Raw genomic sequence first — 14,636 nt, forward strand, 5'->3', positions numbered from 1 at the left:
TACCGGTGTGGTGGGTATCGACCGTTGGTCGATACGCGCTACAACCACTTCGCGCGCTTGAACAACCGGTACAGGCCCACGCACACGCCACCCACGCCAACAATCATCAGCGGGTAGGCCCAGGGTTGGTTCAACTCCGGCATGTGGCTGAAGTTCATGCCATACCAGCTGGTGATCAGCGTCGGCGCCGCCAGCAGCGCCGCCCATGCACCCAGCCGCTTGACCGTCTCGCCCTGCGCCAGCGTCACCAGCGACAGGTTGACGCTCAGTGCGGTGCCCAGCATCTCGCGCAGGGTGTCGATCACATCGCTGATGCGTACTGCATGGTCGTGCACGTCGCGGATGTACAGCTTCACTTCGTCGGGGATCAGTTCGCCCTGATAGCGGCGCAGCTGCGCCAGTACATCCTGCAGTGGCGCCACCGCCATCCGCATCTTGTTCAGTTCGCGCTTGAGTTCGTACAGCCGCACCACGGTGCTGCGCTTGTAGTTGTCCGCAAAGATGTCCTTTTCCAGCAGGTCCAGGGTGTCGCGGAAGCGGTGCACGATCGGCAGGTAGTTGTCGACCACGAAGTCGGCCACCGCGTACAGGCAGTACGAGGGGCCCATCTTCAGCAGCTGCGGCTCTCGTTCGACACGCGCACGCACCGGTGCGTAGGACAGCGAGGCGCCATGACGCACCGTCACCAGGAAGCGCGGGCCGAGGAAAGCATGGGTTTCGCCGTACTGGATGCGCTCGTCGACCATCTGCGCGGTGGTCACCACCACGAACATCGAATTGCCGTAGGTCTCGACCTTTGGCCGCTGGTGCGCGTTGCGCGCATCTTCGATGGCCAGGTCGTGCAGGCAGAATTCCTCCTGCAGTTTCAGCAGTACATCGTCGTTGGGGTCGTACAGGCCAACCCAGACGAAACCATTGCCACTGGCAATGACATCGCTGATGGCGTCCAGGCTGATGTCGTGGCGTTTGCCTTCGTCATCGTAGTGGACGCAGTTGATGACGCAGGCGGGGTTGGCCGAAGCAGGGGCGGAAGCGGAGGCGGGCAATGACATGCCCGCCATCGTGCGTCAGGGCTGTGTTTCGGACAAGTGAGGACGGCGCCCGAGCACCCAGGCCAGCGCCACGTGCACCGGCAGCAGCAGCACGATCCACTGCACGTTGTACTGTGCCTGCAGGCTCAGCCAGTGCAGCACCAGCGCGGCCACTGCCTGTACCGCCAGCAGCCACAGCACGATCCTGAACATGCGGCCCGGCACGCGCCGACGCAGCAGGGCGATCGCGCCCGGCAGCAGCAGCACCGCCAGCGGCGAGAGCAGCAGCAGGTTGCGGTTGGCCCAAGCGGCGTAGTGGATGCTGAAGCCCCACAGGAACACCAGCACGCCACCCAACAGGGCGCACAGCAGCCAGAATGGCAGTGCCAGCCCCGCCAGCAGGCGCGGGCGGTTGCGCAGCGCCAGCACGCCAGCGGCGATCACCAGGCCGCACAGCAGCCACGGCCACCAGCGGCGTGCGAACTCCTTCGGCTCCGGATCGATGCGGTGCGGCAGCAGCTCCTGTTCGGACTGCACCAGCGGACGCCCATCGCTGTTGCGTGCCTGGCGCAGCGCATCGGCCAGGCGCATCGGCACGAAGGCTTCCTGCCAGCGCGACAGCGGCTGGTCGGCGAACGGTCCGAGGCCTACATCGAAGCCCAGCCACATCCACGGTGCCGGCGACGCCAAGCGGACCGATTCACTGCGGTAGGTATTGCCACGCGAGCGCCCGGCCAGCTGCGACTGCAGGCCGCCACCCAATGCCTTGTCGAGGGTGTCGCGCACCATCGTGGCGCAGTTGGCGGTGTAGTAGTCGTAGTGGTAGCGCGCGTTTTCCGGCTTGGCCCGCTCGGCCAGATCTGCAGCCAGCGCACGTGCCTGGTCGGGGCGCAGGTCCAGCCACTGCACGTTGGCGCCGCGGCCGGTCTCGTCGTAGTACGACAGATCCTGCTGCAGCGGCAGCGCCACCAGGTAATACATCATGTCGCCGCGTGCGAAGCGGCTGATGAAATCGTCCTCGGACGGGTCGAAGTAGCCGAAGTTGTACGAAGTTGCCTCGCCGCTGACCGGATCAAGCACCACGATGGCGTCATGGCCGAAGCGTTCGAAGAACACCGTGCCGGGCTGCATGGTCACCACGCCGATGCGCGGGGCAGGAACCTCGGTGCTGGCGCTGGGTGCAGTTGGTGCAGTTGGTGCAGGCGTGGCTGCCGCCGGCTGCGCGAAGGCGGCCAGCGGCAGGGCCATGGCCAGCACGCACAGTGCCAGCCACACCATGAGGATCAGGCCGCGGCGCTTCAAGCGTCGTCCTGCGCGTCCGGCGGCAGCACGGTCACGTGGAAGGCCTGCACCCGGCGCGCATCGGCGCGGGCCACGCGGAACATGAAACGGTCCAGCGCCAGCTCGTCACCGACTTCCGGTAGATGGCCCACGGCCTCGGTGACCAGGCCGCCGATGGTGTCGTAGTCCTCGTCGGAGAACGTCGCGCCGAATCGCTCGTTGAAGTCGCCGATCGGGGTCAGCGCGTCGACCACGTACTGGCCGTCGGACTGGATGGCGATCTGTGCCGAGGGATCTTCAGCTTCGTCATGCTCGTCGTCGATGTCGCCGACGATCTGTTCCAGCACGTCTTCGATGGTGACCAGGCCGGCGACACCGCCGTACTCGTCGACCACGATGGCCATGTGGTTGCGCGACAGGCGGAACTCCTTGAGCAGCACGTTGAGCTTCTTCGCCTCCGGGATCAGCACCGCTGGGCGCAGCAGCTCACGCACGTTGGCCGGGCCGTTGTCGGCAACCACGCCGCGCAGCAGGTCCTTGGCCAGCAGGATGCCAAGGATGTCGTCCTTGTTCTCGCCGTGCACCGGGAAGCGTGAATGGCCGGATTCGACCACCTGCTTCATCAGTTCCAGGAAGGGCGCTTCAACCGGCAGCGAGACCATCTGCGAGCGCGAAATCATCACGTCGCCCACGGTCAGCTCGGCCACCGAAATGGCGCCTTCCATCATCTTCAGGGTATCGGCGGCGATCAGACCCTCTTCCTGCGCGGTGTGCAGGACAGCGACCAGCTCGTCGCGGGTATGGGGTTCGCCGGAGAAGGCGGAGGTCAGGCGTTCAAGCCAGCCGCGCTTCTTTTCACTGTGCTCCGCAGGGGAGCTACTACTGTCGTCTTCTGACATCTCTGGAAAAAAGGCACCCGGCAGGCCGGGCGTTGGCCCAAGTCTAGCAGGATGTGACGGCCTGTCAGTGACTGCCGGTGGCCGGGGCAGGGGCGGTAGGGGCCGGCTCCTCCTCGGGCAGGTCCAGGCTGTAGGTGCAGCCGGCCAGAGTCTTGCCAGGGTGGGAGGCCACGGTGGAGACGCTGAGGATGATCGACTCGATCTGGGCCTCGCCGGTCTTCGGGTCGGTCACGTCGCGGCTGACCAGCTCGCGGCCGGCCATGAACTTGCCGTCCTGGTCGTAGGCGGTCTCCAGTGCCAGGCGCTTTGCCAGCGGGCGTGGGTCGGCCTGGTCGAGGACGGCCATGATGCTGGCGCCGGCCACCGCCACCCGCTCGGTCTGTTGCCCGAAGACGGTGATCGGGCTGGCCAGCCGGTACTCGCTCATGAACTGGTTGCCTTGCGGCAGCGGCTGCAGGCCCTGGGCCACGGCCTTCAGCGGATCGGCCAGCAGCGGCGCCAGCGCGGCCTGCTCGGCCACCCCCTGGCGGCATTCGATCAGGGCCGGCAGGTCAAGACTGGAGGCGAGGGCCGAAGGCACCGCAAAGGCACACAGCAGGGGCAGGCAGCAACGCAGGGACACGGGCAGGTTCCGCAGGCGGGCCGGACATCATAACGGTGACGGGGGCGGGTTCTCAGCCTTGCTGCTGCGGCTGCCGCGGGTCAGCAGGGCGCGTAGCCCCATCACCGGCAGGGTGAGCAGCACCGCCTGCATCGAAGCGTGGAGGACCGTGACCAATCCGCGGGCCGCCAACGGCAGCAGGCCCGATTGTTCGAACCAGGGCATCAGTGCCGGTTCGGCGGCCTTCGCCAGTGGCATGTACATCGCGCAGAGCGCGTACAACAGCCAGAGTGAGGCGGTTGACGCATGGAAGAACGGCAAGGTCGCCGCTGAGCGCCGCAGGCGCTGCTGGACCACCACGCGCCAGGCCACCGGCGCGGTGAGCGCGCCCATCAGCATCAGCAGCAGCGCGCTCGTCACCAGGCCCATCGTGGTGCTCATTCCGTGCCGCTGTTGCAGCAGCTGAGGCCCGATCACGCCGACCGCCAGACTGGCAATGACGCACGCCGGTGACAGCAGTGCCAGCGTGCGCAGCAGCCAGTGCTGCCCGCTGGGGTCGCGTGCACTGACACGGCGCACGGCATGCGCGCCCAGCACCAGGAGAGTGGCGAAAAGACCGGCAGCCACCATGATCGTCGTGAAACCGTACCCTGGGTTCATCCTTTTTCCTTCCGCGTCCTGGCCGGTGTTGAACAATAGCGCAGCGCATGGGCGGGCGTTCCAGCCCGGGCGCAGTCAAGGCGGATTCCAGCGCGTGGTCGCTGGGTACCAGCGCAGCCTGACCGGGTAGCCCAGCTGCACCTGCAGGTGGTCGCGTACGGCCGCCGCCGTCGCGCGGTTGGCTGGGGTATCCCGCAGCTCAACCTCCAGCTCTCCGGCCTTGACGTCCAGGCTATAGCCGAACAGGTCGGGCAGCTGGGCCAGCAGCCAGTCCCGCTGTGTGTGCAGGCGGCGCTGCATCTCCGCTTCGGTCATCGCGGCGCCGGTGATGTAGCGCACGCGTTGCGGACCATCCGCCCCTGGATGTGTCTCATCGGCCTCGGCTGCGGCGCCTGTCAGTCGCACCACAACGTTCCAGCCCCTCGCATTGTCCACCCAGATGCCGGCCAGACGTGCCGCGTGCCGCGCTTCCAGGCGCTCGATCAGCGCCCGTTGCTGGGCAGTGGCGACGATATTGCGGGTGTCGCGCTCGCTGCTGCCGAAGAACGCCCGTAGTTCGGCGATCTTTGCGGCGATGTCGGCCTCGCTGTCGCTGGTGGGGAACGGTGAGGGACGGTCAGGATCGGGCATCAGGCCTGCCGCGGACTGCAGTAGCACGGCAAGCACAAGTGCGGCCAGGGTCATGCTGCGCTCCTCTTCCGTGAGTGCGTGGGTTCGGAACAGAACCCGGTGTCAGCGCTCGCCCGCGTAGGGATCGGCGATGCCGAGCTCGGCCAGGATGTCGCGCTCGAGCTGCTCCATCGCCTCGGCTTCCTTGTCATCCTCGTGGTCCCAGCCGAGCAGGTGCAGTACGCCGTGCACGGTCAGGTGCGCGTAGTGGGCGTTGAGCGCCTTGCCCTGCTCGTCGGCCTCCCGTGCCACCACCGGTGCGCAGATCACCAGGTCACCCAGCAGCGGGAACTTGACGCCCTTGGGCAGGCCTTCGGGCACTTCGGCCGGGAAGCTGAGCACGTTGGTCGCGTAGTCCTTGCCGCGGTAATGGCGGTTCAGCGACTGTCCTTCCTTGGCATCGACCACGCGGATGGCCAGATCGGCCTCGCGGATGCGGCCCTTCAGCGCGGCGGCCACCCACTTGCGGAAGCTCACTGCCGCCGGCAGGCCGGCACGTGGCAGGGCATAACTGACGGCGACGTCCAGTCGCACGGGGCCACGGGTCATGGAGTTGCTCCTGGTTGGATCTGATGCAGGTCGCGGCGGTCGTAGGCGCTCACGATGCGCGCGACCAGCGGGTGGCGGACCACGTCACGGGATTCGAAGAAGGTGAAGCTGACGCCCTCGACTTCACGCAGCACGTCGATGGCGTCGCGCAGGCCGGACTTCACGTGCTTGGGCAGGTCGGTCTGGGTCAGGTCACCGGTGACCACCGCAGTGGAGCCGTAACCCAGGCGGGTCAGGAACATCTTCATCTGCTCGATGGTGGTGTTCTGTGCTTCGTCCAGGATCACGAACGCATCGTTGAGCGTGCGGCCGCGCATGTAGGCCAGCGGCGCGATCTCGATGACGTTCTTCTCCAGCAGCTTGACCACCTTCTCCACGCCCATCATCTCGTACAGGGCGTCGTACAGCGGTCGCAGGTAGGGATCGACCTTCTGGCTCAGGTCGCCGGGCAGGAAGCCCAGCTTCTCGCCGGCCTCCACCGCCGGACGCACCAGGATCAGGCGCTGCACCCGCGATTCGTTCAGTGCTTCGACCGCGCTGGCCACGGCCAGGAAGGTCTTGCCGGTACCGGCCGGGCCGATGCCGAAGTTGATGTCGTGGGTGGCGATCTGGTGCAGGTAGCGGCCCTGGTTGGCGCCGCGGCCGCGCACCGTGCCGCGCTTGACCTTGATCGCCACGTCCTGCGCTTCATAGGAGCGCTCGGCGATCTGATCGACATTGGCCTGCGCCAGGCGCAGATGGATGGCGTGGTTGTCGAAGGTGGTTTCGGCGGCTTCGGCGTACAGCGCTTCAACCAGCTTCTGCGCCTCGACGATGGCCTCACTGGGCCCGCTGATGCGGAACACGAAGCCACGATTGGCGATCTCCACGCCGAGCTTCAGCTCTATCTGGCGCAGATGGCCATCGAAGGGGCCGCACAGGTTGGCCAGCCGCTCGTTGTCTTCCGGCGACAGGGTGAAGTCTCGATGATCGATGCTTTTCATTGCTTGGGGTGGGGCGGACGCCTTCCACCGCAGTGTATTCAGGGAGGACAAGGGTAGCGCGCGTGCGGGGCACACGGCCAGCAGACGGTCGATACAGCGTTTTCCACACCCGGTGTGGACGGGGCGCGCGGAAACCTGTGGATAGACCTTCGCAATGCTTGTGCCACAAGGCCCATGAGGTCCTGGTGAAAAAAGCGTCATGGTCGCTCGTCGCTGCCGCAGCACTGCCGCGGGTGGCCTGCACGGGAGCATTCATCGTGATGGCAGTGCAGGTTTCGTTGCCGGGCGAGCAACAACGCCACGTCCTGCCGGATTTCCACAATGGTTGTGGAATGATGCCGAATCAACCTGTGGATAGGTGGTGCGGAGCCTTGCAGCAAAAGGCTTGCCCGCACGTGGTGAAAAAACCGTCAGGGCTGATCGGAATCATTGAGGGTGCACGGGGCACATGGCACCGTGTCGCCGTCGCTGGAGGGGATGGCATGGGCATCGGCAACGGGATGCGTGGAATCGGACTGGTGGGCATCGGCCTGCTGGCGGGATGTGGGCAGTCAACGCCGACTGCGCTGGGAACGCTGGAGTGGGACCGGATCACGGTGCCGGCACTGGCGGCCGAAGTGATCGCTGCAGTGGAGGTGCGCGAAGGTCAGCCGGTCAAGGCGGGCACCGTGTTGATGCAGCTTGATCCCGCCCGTGGCGACGCGCAGTTCGCTGCCGCACAGGCCGATACGCTGCGCGCGCAGGCACAGCTGGAAGCGCTGGAGATCGGCCCGCGCAACGAACAGATTGCCCAGGCCGAGGCCCAGCTCGCCGCGCTTCGCGCCCAGGCCGTCGAAGCCAGCGCCTACTATCGCCGGGTGCAGCCGCTGGCACGCCAGCAGCTGGTCGCTGCTGCTGAACTGGACCGTGCGCGGGCCGCCGCCGGCAACGCCGAGGCTAGTGCGCGCGCGGCCGAGCAGGCTTGGCTGGAGCGGGTGCACGGCAGCCGTGCGCAGGACATCACCCAGGGCAAGGCCGCGGCCGATGCCGCGCGCGCGTAGCAGGTGGTGCAGGGCGTGAACCTGCAGAAGCTGCGGCTGCGTGCACCGCGCGATGGTGTGGTCGATGCCTTGCCCTACCGACAGGGCGACCAGGCGCCGATCGGTGCGCCGTTGGCGGTGATGCTGGTCGGTGAGCGTCCCTATGCGCGCGTCTACCTGCCGCAGCCGCTGCGCCTGCAGGTAAAGGTCGGTCAGGCCGCGCAGATACAGCTGGAGGGTCGGAGCACGGTGCTGAAGGGGCGCGTGCGATCGATCCGCAGCGAACCGTCGTTCACCCCGTACTACGCGCTGACCGGCGACGACGTCGAGCGCCTGAGCTACCTGGCTGAAATCGAAGTGACCGAAGCCACCGACATGCAGAAGCTGCCGGCCGGGCTGCCGGTGCAGGTGCGCTTCTGAACACCGGTGCGGACATCGCGGTGCATGCGCAGGGCCTGACCCGCCGCTTCGGCGATCTGCTGGCCGTGGACAATGTCGACCTGACCGTGCCGCGTGGGCAGGTCTATGGCTTCCTGGGCCCGAACGGGTCGGGCAAGTCGACCACCATCCGCATGCTGTGCGGCCTGCTGGAACCGAGCGCCGGGCAGATCCAGGTGCTGGGGCTGGCGGTTCCCGAGCAGGCCGAAGCGCTGCGCCGTCGCATCGGCTACATGACCCAGCGCTTCTCGCTGTACGAAGACCTGTCGGTACGCGAGAACCTGGAATTCCTCGCCGCCATCCAGGACCTGCCACGCGCGCAGGCCCGGCAGCGGGTCGACAGTTTGCTGCAGCAGTACCGGTTGCAGGACCGCCAACCACAACTGGCCGGCACGCTCAGTGGTGGGCAGAAGCAGCGCCTCGCCCTGGCGGGTGCCGTCGTGCATTCGCCCGAACTGCTGTTCCTGGACGAGCCGACCAGCGCCGTTGATCCCGAATCGCGCCGCGATTTCTGGGAGGCCCTGTTTGAACTTGCCGACGCCGGTACCACCGTGTTGGTATCGACCCACTACATGGACGAGGCCGAGCGCTGCCACCGGCTGGCGATCCTGGATCGTGGTGCGCTGGTCGCCGATGGCACGCCGGCCGAACTGTGTGCACGGCTGGACGGCCGCACGTTGCAGGTCACGTCGGCGCAGCCGCGCCAGGCCAGCCGCGCATTGTCCGAGCTGCCCGGCGTGCTGAGCGTGGCGCAGATCGGTACCCAGCTGCGCGTGTTGTGCAGCGAGGGGGCCGCCGATACGCCAGCGTTGCGGCGCGCGCTGGTCAGCGCCGATCCGCAGGCTCACTTCGAGGCGGTGGCGCCGAATCTGGAAGACGTGTTCGTCGCTGCTACCCGCGGGCGAGGCCGGGAGCCGGCGGCATGAACCTGCGCCGGCTGTGGGCGATCATGCTCAAGGAGCTGCGGCAGCTGCGCCGCGACCGCATCTCGCTGGCGATGATCGTCGGCATTCCGGTGATGCAGCTGCTGCTGTTCGGCTATGCGATCAATCTCAACCTGCGCCACCTCGACGCCGGTGTCGCCGACCAGGCCAACAGTGCCGCCTCGCGCGCGGTGGTGCAGGACATGGTCGCCACCGGCGTGATCACGCCGCGCAGCGAAGCCTATACGCCCGACCAGCTGATGCAGGCGCTGCGCCGTGGCGAGATCAGTGTCGGCATCGTGGTGCCAGCCGACTTCGAACGTCGCCGCTTCGACGGTCGCGAAGCGGTGCAGGTACTGGTCGATGGCAGCGACACCGTGGTGCAGAGCGCAGCGATCCAGCTGGCGCAGGTGCCGCTGGATACGCGCCCGACCAGCAACACCCGTCCCCTGCGCGAAGGCAGCATCGCCAGTGGTCCTGTCAGCGTGACCAGTTTCTACAACCCGCAGCGGCGCTCGGCGGTGAACATCGTGCCGGGCCTGATCGGGGTGATCCTGACCATGACCCTGGTGATGTTCACGGCGGTGGCGGTGGTGCGCGAACGCGAGCGCGGCAACATGGAACTGCTGATCGCCACGCCGGTGTCGCGCAGCGAACTGATGGTCGGCAAAGTGCTGCCCTATGCAGCCATCGGCCTGCTGCAGACCACCCTGGTGCTGGTGCTGGGCACCTGGCTGTTCCAGGTGCCGATCCGCGGCAGCCTGCTGGACATCTATCTGGCCGCGGTGCTGCTGGTGCTTGCCAACCTGGCGCTGGGCCTGCTGATCTCCACGCGCGCGCGCTCGCAGTTCCAGGCGATGCAGATGACGCTGTTCCTGTTCCTGCCGTCGATCCTGCTGTCGGGCTTCATGTTCCCGTTCGCGGGCATGCCGCGGCCGGTGCAATGGCTGGCCGAAGTGCTGCCGCTGACCCACTTCCTGCGCCTGGTGCGCGGCATCATGCTGCGCGGCGCCTCGCTGTGGGAGCTGTGGCACGACGCGCTGGAGCTGCTGGCCTTCATCGTGGTGATGATGACGTTGGCGATCCTGCGTTTCCGCAAACGATTGGATTAATGCATGCCGACCAACGGTCGGCATCCACAACTACCCCGGCAGGTGCCGACCGTTGGTCGGCATCAATTCCGGTGGGTGCCGACCGTTGGTCGGCACACCTTATTCCGCCACCACCCGCGCGCGCAGCGAATTGGTCAGCGCTTCGGTGATCACCACGTCCACGAACTGGCCGATCAGGCGTGCCGGCGCCGGGAAGTTCACCGAACGCATGTTCTCGGTCTTGCCGGTCAGCTCGTTCGGGTTCTTGCGCGAGGGCCCTTCCACCAGCACGGTCTGCACGGTGCCGACCATCTTCTGGGAAATGCCGGCGGCATGCGCATTGATGCGCTCCTGCAGGCGCGACAGGCGCGCGTGCTTCTCGGCATCGCTGATGGTGTCCTCCAGGTCCGCAGCCGGGGTGCCCGGGCGACGCGAATAGATGAAGGAGAAGCTGTGGTCGAAGCCGATGTCCTCGATCAGCTTCATGGTCTTCTCGAAATCGGCATCGGTCTCGCCGGGGAAGCCGACGATGAAGTCCGAGCTGATCGAGATGTCCGGGCGCACCGCGCGCAGCTTGCGGATCTTCGACTTGAATTCCAGCGCGGTGTAACCACGCTTCATCGCCGACAGCACGCGGTCGCTGCCGGCCTGCACCGGCAGATGCAGGAAGTTGGCCAGCTGCGGGACGTCGCGGAACGCGTCGATCAGCGAGTCGCTGAATTCCAGCGGGTGCGAGGTGGTGAAGCGGATGCGGCCGACCCCATCGATCTCGGCGATGGTACGGATCAGCAGGCCGAGGTCGGCGAACTCGCCGTCGCCATAGGGACCACGATAGGCGTTGACGTTCTGGCCGAGCAGGTTGATCTCGCGCACGCCCTGTGCAGCCAACTGCGCCACCTCCACCACCACGTCCTCGAACGGGCGGCTGACTTCGGTGCCGCGGGTGTAGGGCACCACGCAGAACGAGCAGTACTTGGAACAGCCTTCCATGATCGACACGAACGCCGAAGCGCCTTCGGCGCGCGGTTCCGGCAGGCGGTCGAACTTCTCGATCTCGGGGAAGCTGATGTCTACCTGCGGACGCTTCTGCTCACGCCGGGCGCGGATCAGCTCCGGCAGGCGGTGCAGGGTCTGCGGGCCGAACACCAGGTCGACGAACGGCGCGCGCTTGATGATCGCTTCGCCTTCCTGCGAGGCGACGCAGCCGCCCACGCCGATGATGACCTCGCGGCCTTTGTTCTTCAGGCCCTTCCACACGCCCAGCTGGCTGAACACCTTCTCCTGCGCTTTTTCGCGGATGGAGCAGGTGTTGACCAGGATGACGTCGGCGTCGTCCGGGCTGTCGGTCAGTTCCAGGCCATCGCTGGCGGCAAGCACGTCGGCCATCTTCGCCGAGTCGTACTCGTTCATCTGGCAACCGTGGGTCTTGATGTACAGCTTGCCCTTGACCTGGTCGGGCTTGCGCGGACCGGCGGGCAGGGCAACGAGCGGGGTACCGCCCGGGGTGGCGGGCGGAAAGACGTCTGGCGTCCCGGTCATGGCGCTTAATCCATTCGGGTGGCGGGAAAGCCAGCAATTCTACCCGCATCCCGCGCCACCCGCCGCGCCCTTTGTAGCGCCGAGCCCACGCTCGGCTGGTTTCAGTAGAGCCAGGCCATGCCTGGCTGCCCCATGGGAAGCAGGAAGAGCAGCCGAGCGTGGGCTCGGCGCTACAAAGGAAGCCCAGCCGGCGCCTTACGCCGCCACCAGCTCCGCATCGATCTGCCGCGAACGGTCGAACGCGGTCATCGCGCTCATCCGTGCGATGTAGTCAGCCGTGGCTGCTGCAGGCTGTACCAGGCCAAAGGCCGTGGTCCAGTCCAGCGCATTGCCCCACAGCACATCGGCGGCGCTCATGACCTCGCCGAGCAGGTACGGGCCCTGCGCCAGCTGGGCCTCGACCACCTGCAGCACGGTCTCCGCATCGTTGTACGGCGACATCAGGCGCGGCGGCGGCTCGCGATGCATCGCCTTGTCGATCATCGCCGGCTCGAAACAGGCGCCGTAGAAGGCCATCCAGCGCAGGTAAGGGCCGCGCAGGGCATCGCCGATCGGCGGGGCCAGCCCGGCTTCCGGGTACAGGTCGGCCAGGTACAGGTAGATCGCCACCTGCTCGGTCACCAGCGCGCCGTTGTGGACGATGGCCGGCACCTTGCCCATCGGGTTGATGGCCAGGTAGGCCGGGGCCAGGTTGGCGCCGGCCTTCAGGTCCAGCACCTGCATGTGGTAGTCGGCACCCAGCGCTTCGAGCAGGGCCACCGCGCCGCTCGAGCGGGAACGGGCGGCGTGGTACAGGGTGATCCGGCGTGAATTCATGGCATTGCTCCTTGCGGTGGGTGGTGAACTGGAGGTCATCCTGAGGCACTATTGCGGACGACTTCTGTCCTCGATCCTTCATGCGCCATACCGCCCATCGACTGCTGCGCCTGATCGCCCTGCTGCAGGCCCGCCGCCAGTGGTCCGGGGCCGAGCTCGCCGAGCGCATGGGCGTGGACCGGCGCAGCATCCGCCGTGATGTCGAGCGACTGCGTGAACTGGGCTATCCGGTCCAGGCCTCGTCCGGGGTCGGTGGCGGCTACCAGCTGGGGGCGGGGGCACCGGTACTGCCGATGCTGCTGGATGAGGAGGAGGCGACCACCCTGGCGATCGCCCTGCGTGCCGCGTCCGCGACCGTCGCTGGCATCGACGACACCGCGCGCGGTCTGTTGTCCAAGCTCGACCCGCTGGTACCGACCCGTCGCCGGCAGCAGGCTGGCGAAGTGCATGCAGCGACGGCCACCTTGTCCGACCTTCCGTCCACCGACGCACGCCTGCTCGGACGGCTGGCCCAGCACTGCCGGCAGGCGTCCCGGCTGGCCTTCGAGTACCGCAGCGCGCAGGAGGCGGTGACCCAGCGCGAGGTCGAGGCCCAGCACCTGGTCAATTACGGGCGGCGCTGGTACCTGCTGGCCTGGGATCTGGGCCGGCAGGACTGGCGCACACTGCGCGTGGACCGGATGGGCGCGGTACGCGAGTGCTCCGAGCCGGGTATGCACCGGCGCACGCCGGCGCCGCCGGATGTGATGGTGCGGCAGGCGGTCAGCCAGGCGCCGTTCGCGCTGCAGGCCATCCTCCGCCTGGCCGGCAGTCATTCCGAGCTGGAAGGCCGCATCCCGCCATGGTGTGGAGTACTGGAAGCGGATGGCTCCGATCACTGCCTGCTGCGCATGGGCGCCGAGAGCCGCGGCATGATGCTGGCGCAGATTCTCAGCCTGGACCGCATACCTGTGGCGCTTTGGACCACCCCGCCGGGCCTGCGCGACGAGCTGGCACAGCGGCTGGCGGGCCTCGGCCAGCTGCTGGCTGTGCCGCCGGTCACAGGCTGAGCCACATCGCTTGGCAAGCCCAGGCGAAGCTGGGACACTCGCCGCCATGAAGGGGATACTGGGGACAACGGCGATCATCATCGCTGCGCTGACCGCTGCGCCGGCCAGCGCTGGAACCCTGTACAAGTGCCAGGGCGCTGACGGCGTCACCAGCTATGTGAGCAAGCGGGTGGCTGGCGCGCGCTGCAGCACCATCAGCTACAGCCGGGACACCCGCCCGGCACCGCGTCCGGTAGTGGCCGCACCCAGGCCAGCGCCGACCACGGTTGCCAGCATCGAACGCAACCCGGTTGCCGTTGCCGCCAGCGCGGCAACGCCGGCAACGGTTGCGCCTGCACCCGCGCCCGCAGCTGCTCCGGCACAGCCGGCCGCCTCGCGCGCCGGGCGCATGGTCAGCGGCCAGGTCTATTCCTTCATGAAGGACGGCGTGCGGCACTACACCAGTGCGCGCCCGACCCAGGTCGCCAACCTCGGCCCGGTGCGGACCATCCGCTACAGCTTCATGGAGCGCTGCTACGCGTGCGGGGTCAATCCACGCGTGGACTTCGGCACCGTGCGCCTGAACACCTCGGCCTTCCAGACCGAGATCACCTCGGCCGCGCGCGAGTTCGGCGTGGAAGAGGCGGTGGTGCGGGCCATCATCCACGCCGAGTCGGCCTACAACCCGACCGCGCTCAGTCGCGCTGGTGCGCAGGGCCTGATGCAGCTGATGCCGCCAACCGCAGCGCGCTTCGGGGTCAGTGACTCCTACGATGCCGGGCAGAACATCCGCGGCGGCGTACAGTATCTTGCGTGGTTGTTGAAGCGCTTCAATGGCGATCTGACCCTTGCCGCAGCCGGCTACAACGCTGGCGAAGGCGCGGTCGACCGCCACGGTGGCGTGCCGCCCTACAGCGAGACCCAGTACTACGTGCGGCGGGTCGGCCAGCTGGCCGAGCGTTACCGCACCGCCCTGAGTCACCAGTAGGTGCCAACCTTTGGTCGGCGCACCCTTGAATGTCAGGTGCCGACTGTTGGTCGGCACGCCCTTGAACTGGTAGGTGCCGACTGTCAGTCGGCACTCCTTGCAAAGAGCGTTGTGTGGCGCG

General features: G+C 67.2%; 14 protein-coding genes and 1 pseudogene. 5 read left to right on the top strand and 10 right to left on the bottom strand.

Annotation, left to right across the window (positions count from 1 at the left end; all coding sequences use genetic code 11):
* Positions 1-38 precede the first annotated feature (38 nt).
* The 8 genes from N5J73_RS18980 to N5J73_RS19015 all read right to left on the bottom strand — a co-directional run bounded on the left by N5J73_RS18980 (position 39) and on the right by N5J73_RS19015 (position 6,673).
* Complete coding sequence (locus tag N5J73_RS18980; protein ID WP_049446453.1) at positions 39-1,061, bottom strand: magnesium and cobalt transport protein CorA; 1,023 nt, start codon at positions 1,059-1,061, stop codon at positions 39-41.
* Positions 1,062-1,067: 6 nt separating this feature from the next.
* Complete coding sequence (locus N5J73_RS18985) at positions 1,068-2,333, bottom strand: DUF4105 domain-containing protein (protein WP_049446455.1); 1,266 nt, start codon at positions 2,331-2,333, stop codon at positions 1,068-1,070.
* Positions 2,330-3,211, bottom strand: a complete 882-nt coding sequence (locus N5J73_RS18990) for a transporter associated domain-containing protein (protein WP_004151956.1) — start codon at positions 3,209-3,211, stop codon at positions 2,330-2,332. Before N5J73_RS18990 ends, N5J73_RS18985 begins: the two co-directional genes overlap by 4 nt.
* Before the next feature lie 64 nt (positions 3,212-3,275).
* Complete coding sequence (locus N5J73_RS18995) at positions 3,276-3,833, bottom strand: hypothetical protein (RefSeq protein ID WP_049446457.1); 558 nt, start codon at positions 3,831-3,833, stop codon at positions 3,276-3,278.
* 27 nt (positions 3,834-3,860) lie between these two features.
* A complete protein-coding gene (locus N5J73_RS19000) occupies positions 3,861-4,508 on the bottom strand; it encodes a hypothetical protein (protein WP_234367999.1) in 648 nt (215 codons plus the stop codon).
* A 39-nt stretch (positions 4,509-4,547) separates the two neighbouring features.
* Complete coding sequence (locus N5J73_RS19005) at positions 4,548-5,156, bottom strand: hypothetical protein (RefSeq protein WP_049446460.1); 609 nt, start codon at positions 5,154-5,156, stop codon at positions 4,548-4,550.
* 48 nt (positions 5,157-5,204) lie between these two features.
* Positions 5,205-5,690 carry an rRNA maturation RNase YbeY gene (ybeY, locus tag N5J73_RS19010; RefSeq protein ID WP_019659039.1) on the bottom strand — a complete coding sequence of 162 codons (486 nt, stop codon included), beginning with the start codon at positions 5,688-5,690 and terminating at the stop codon, positions 5,205-5,207.
* Complete coding sequence (locus tag N5J73_RS19015; RefSeq protein ID WP_049446462.1) at positions 5,687-6,673, bottom strand: PhoH family protein; 987 nt, start codon at positions 6,671-6,673, stop codon at positions 5,687-5,689. The genes ybeY and N5J73_RS19015 overlap by 4 nt, the downstream gene beginning before the upstream one ends.
* 482 nt (positions 6,674-7,155) lie before the next feature.
* On the opposite strand from N5J73_RS19015, the pseudogene N5J73_RS19020 reads away from it, so the two are divergent.
* From N5J73_RS19020 to N5J73_RS19030, 3 genes and pseudogenes are all read left to right on the top strand, one after another.
* A pseudogene (locus tag N5J73_RS19020) lies at positions 7,156-8,112 on the top strand (HlyD family efflux transporter periplasmic adaptor subunit).
* A 20-nt stretch (positions 8,113-8,132) separates the two neighbouring features.
* Positions 8,133-9,056, top strand: coding sequence for an ABC transporter ATP-binding protein (locus N5J73_RS19025; protein ID WP_049446464.1), 924 nt, complete (start codon positions 8,133-8,135; stop codon positions 9,054-9,056).
* On the top strand, positions 9,053-10,165 hold the full coding sequence (locus tag N5J73_RS19030; RefSeq protein ID WP_049446465.1) for an ABC transporter permease: 1,113 nt from the start codon (positions 9,053-9,055) through the stop codon (positions 10,163-10,165). The genes N5J73_RS19025 and N5J73_RS19030 overlap by 4 nt, the downstream gene beginning before the upstream one ends.
* 99 nt (positions 10,166-10,264) lie before the next feature.
* Here N5J73_RS19030 and miaB read toward each other — a convergent pair whose 3' ends face one another.
* Both miaB and N5J73_RS19040 read right to left on the bottom strand, forming a co-directional pair.
* Complete coding sequence (miaB, locus tag N5J73_RS19035) at positions 10,265-11,683, bottom strand: tRNA (N6-isopentenyl adenosine(37)-C2)-methylthiotransferase MiaB (protein ID WP_049446467.1); 1,419 nt, start codon at positions 11,681-11,683, stop codon at positions 10,265-10,267.
* Between the two features lie 195 nt (positions 11,684-11,878).
* Positions 11,879-12,499 carry a glutathione S-transferase gene (locus tag N5J73_RS19040; protein ID WP_049446468.1) on the bottom strand — a complete coding sequence of 207 codons (621 nt, stop codon included), beginning with the start codon at positions 12,497-12,499 and terminating at the stop codon, positions 11,879-11,881.
* Positions 12,500-12,579: 80 nt separating this feature from the next.
* On the opposite strand from N5J73_RS19040, the gene N5J73_RS19045 reads away from it, so the two are divergent.
* Together N5J73_RS19045 and N5J73_RS19050 are read left to right on the top strand one after the other, a co-directional pair.
* On the top strand, positions 12,580-13,548 hold the full coding sequence (locus N5J73_RS19045; protein ID WP_049446470.1) for a WYL domain-containing protein: 969 nt from the start codon (positions 12,580-12,582) through the stop codon (positions 13,546-13,548).
* 46 nt (positions 13,549-13,594) lie between these two features.
* On the top strand, positions 13,595-14,515 hold the full coding sequence (locus N5J73_RS19050; protein ID WP_049446472.1) for a lytic transglycosylase domain-containing protein: 921 nt from the start codon (positions 13,595-13,597) through the stop codon (positions 14,513-14,515).
* Positions 14,516-14,636: the final 121 nt, after the last annotated feature.

The organism is Stenotrophomonas sp. GD03654 (assembly GCF_029845105.1).
Lineage (GTDB): Bacteria > Pseudomonadota > Gammaproteobacteria > Xanthomonadales > Xanthomonadaceae > Stenotrophomonas > Stenotrophomonas africana.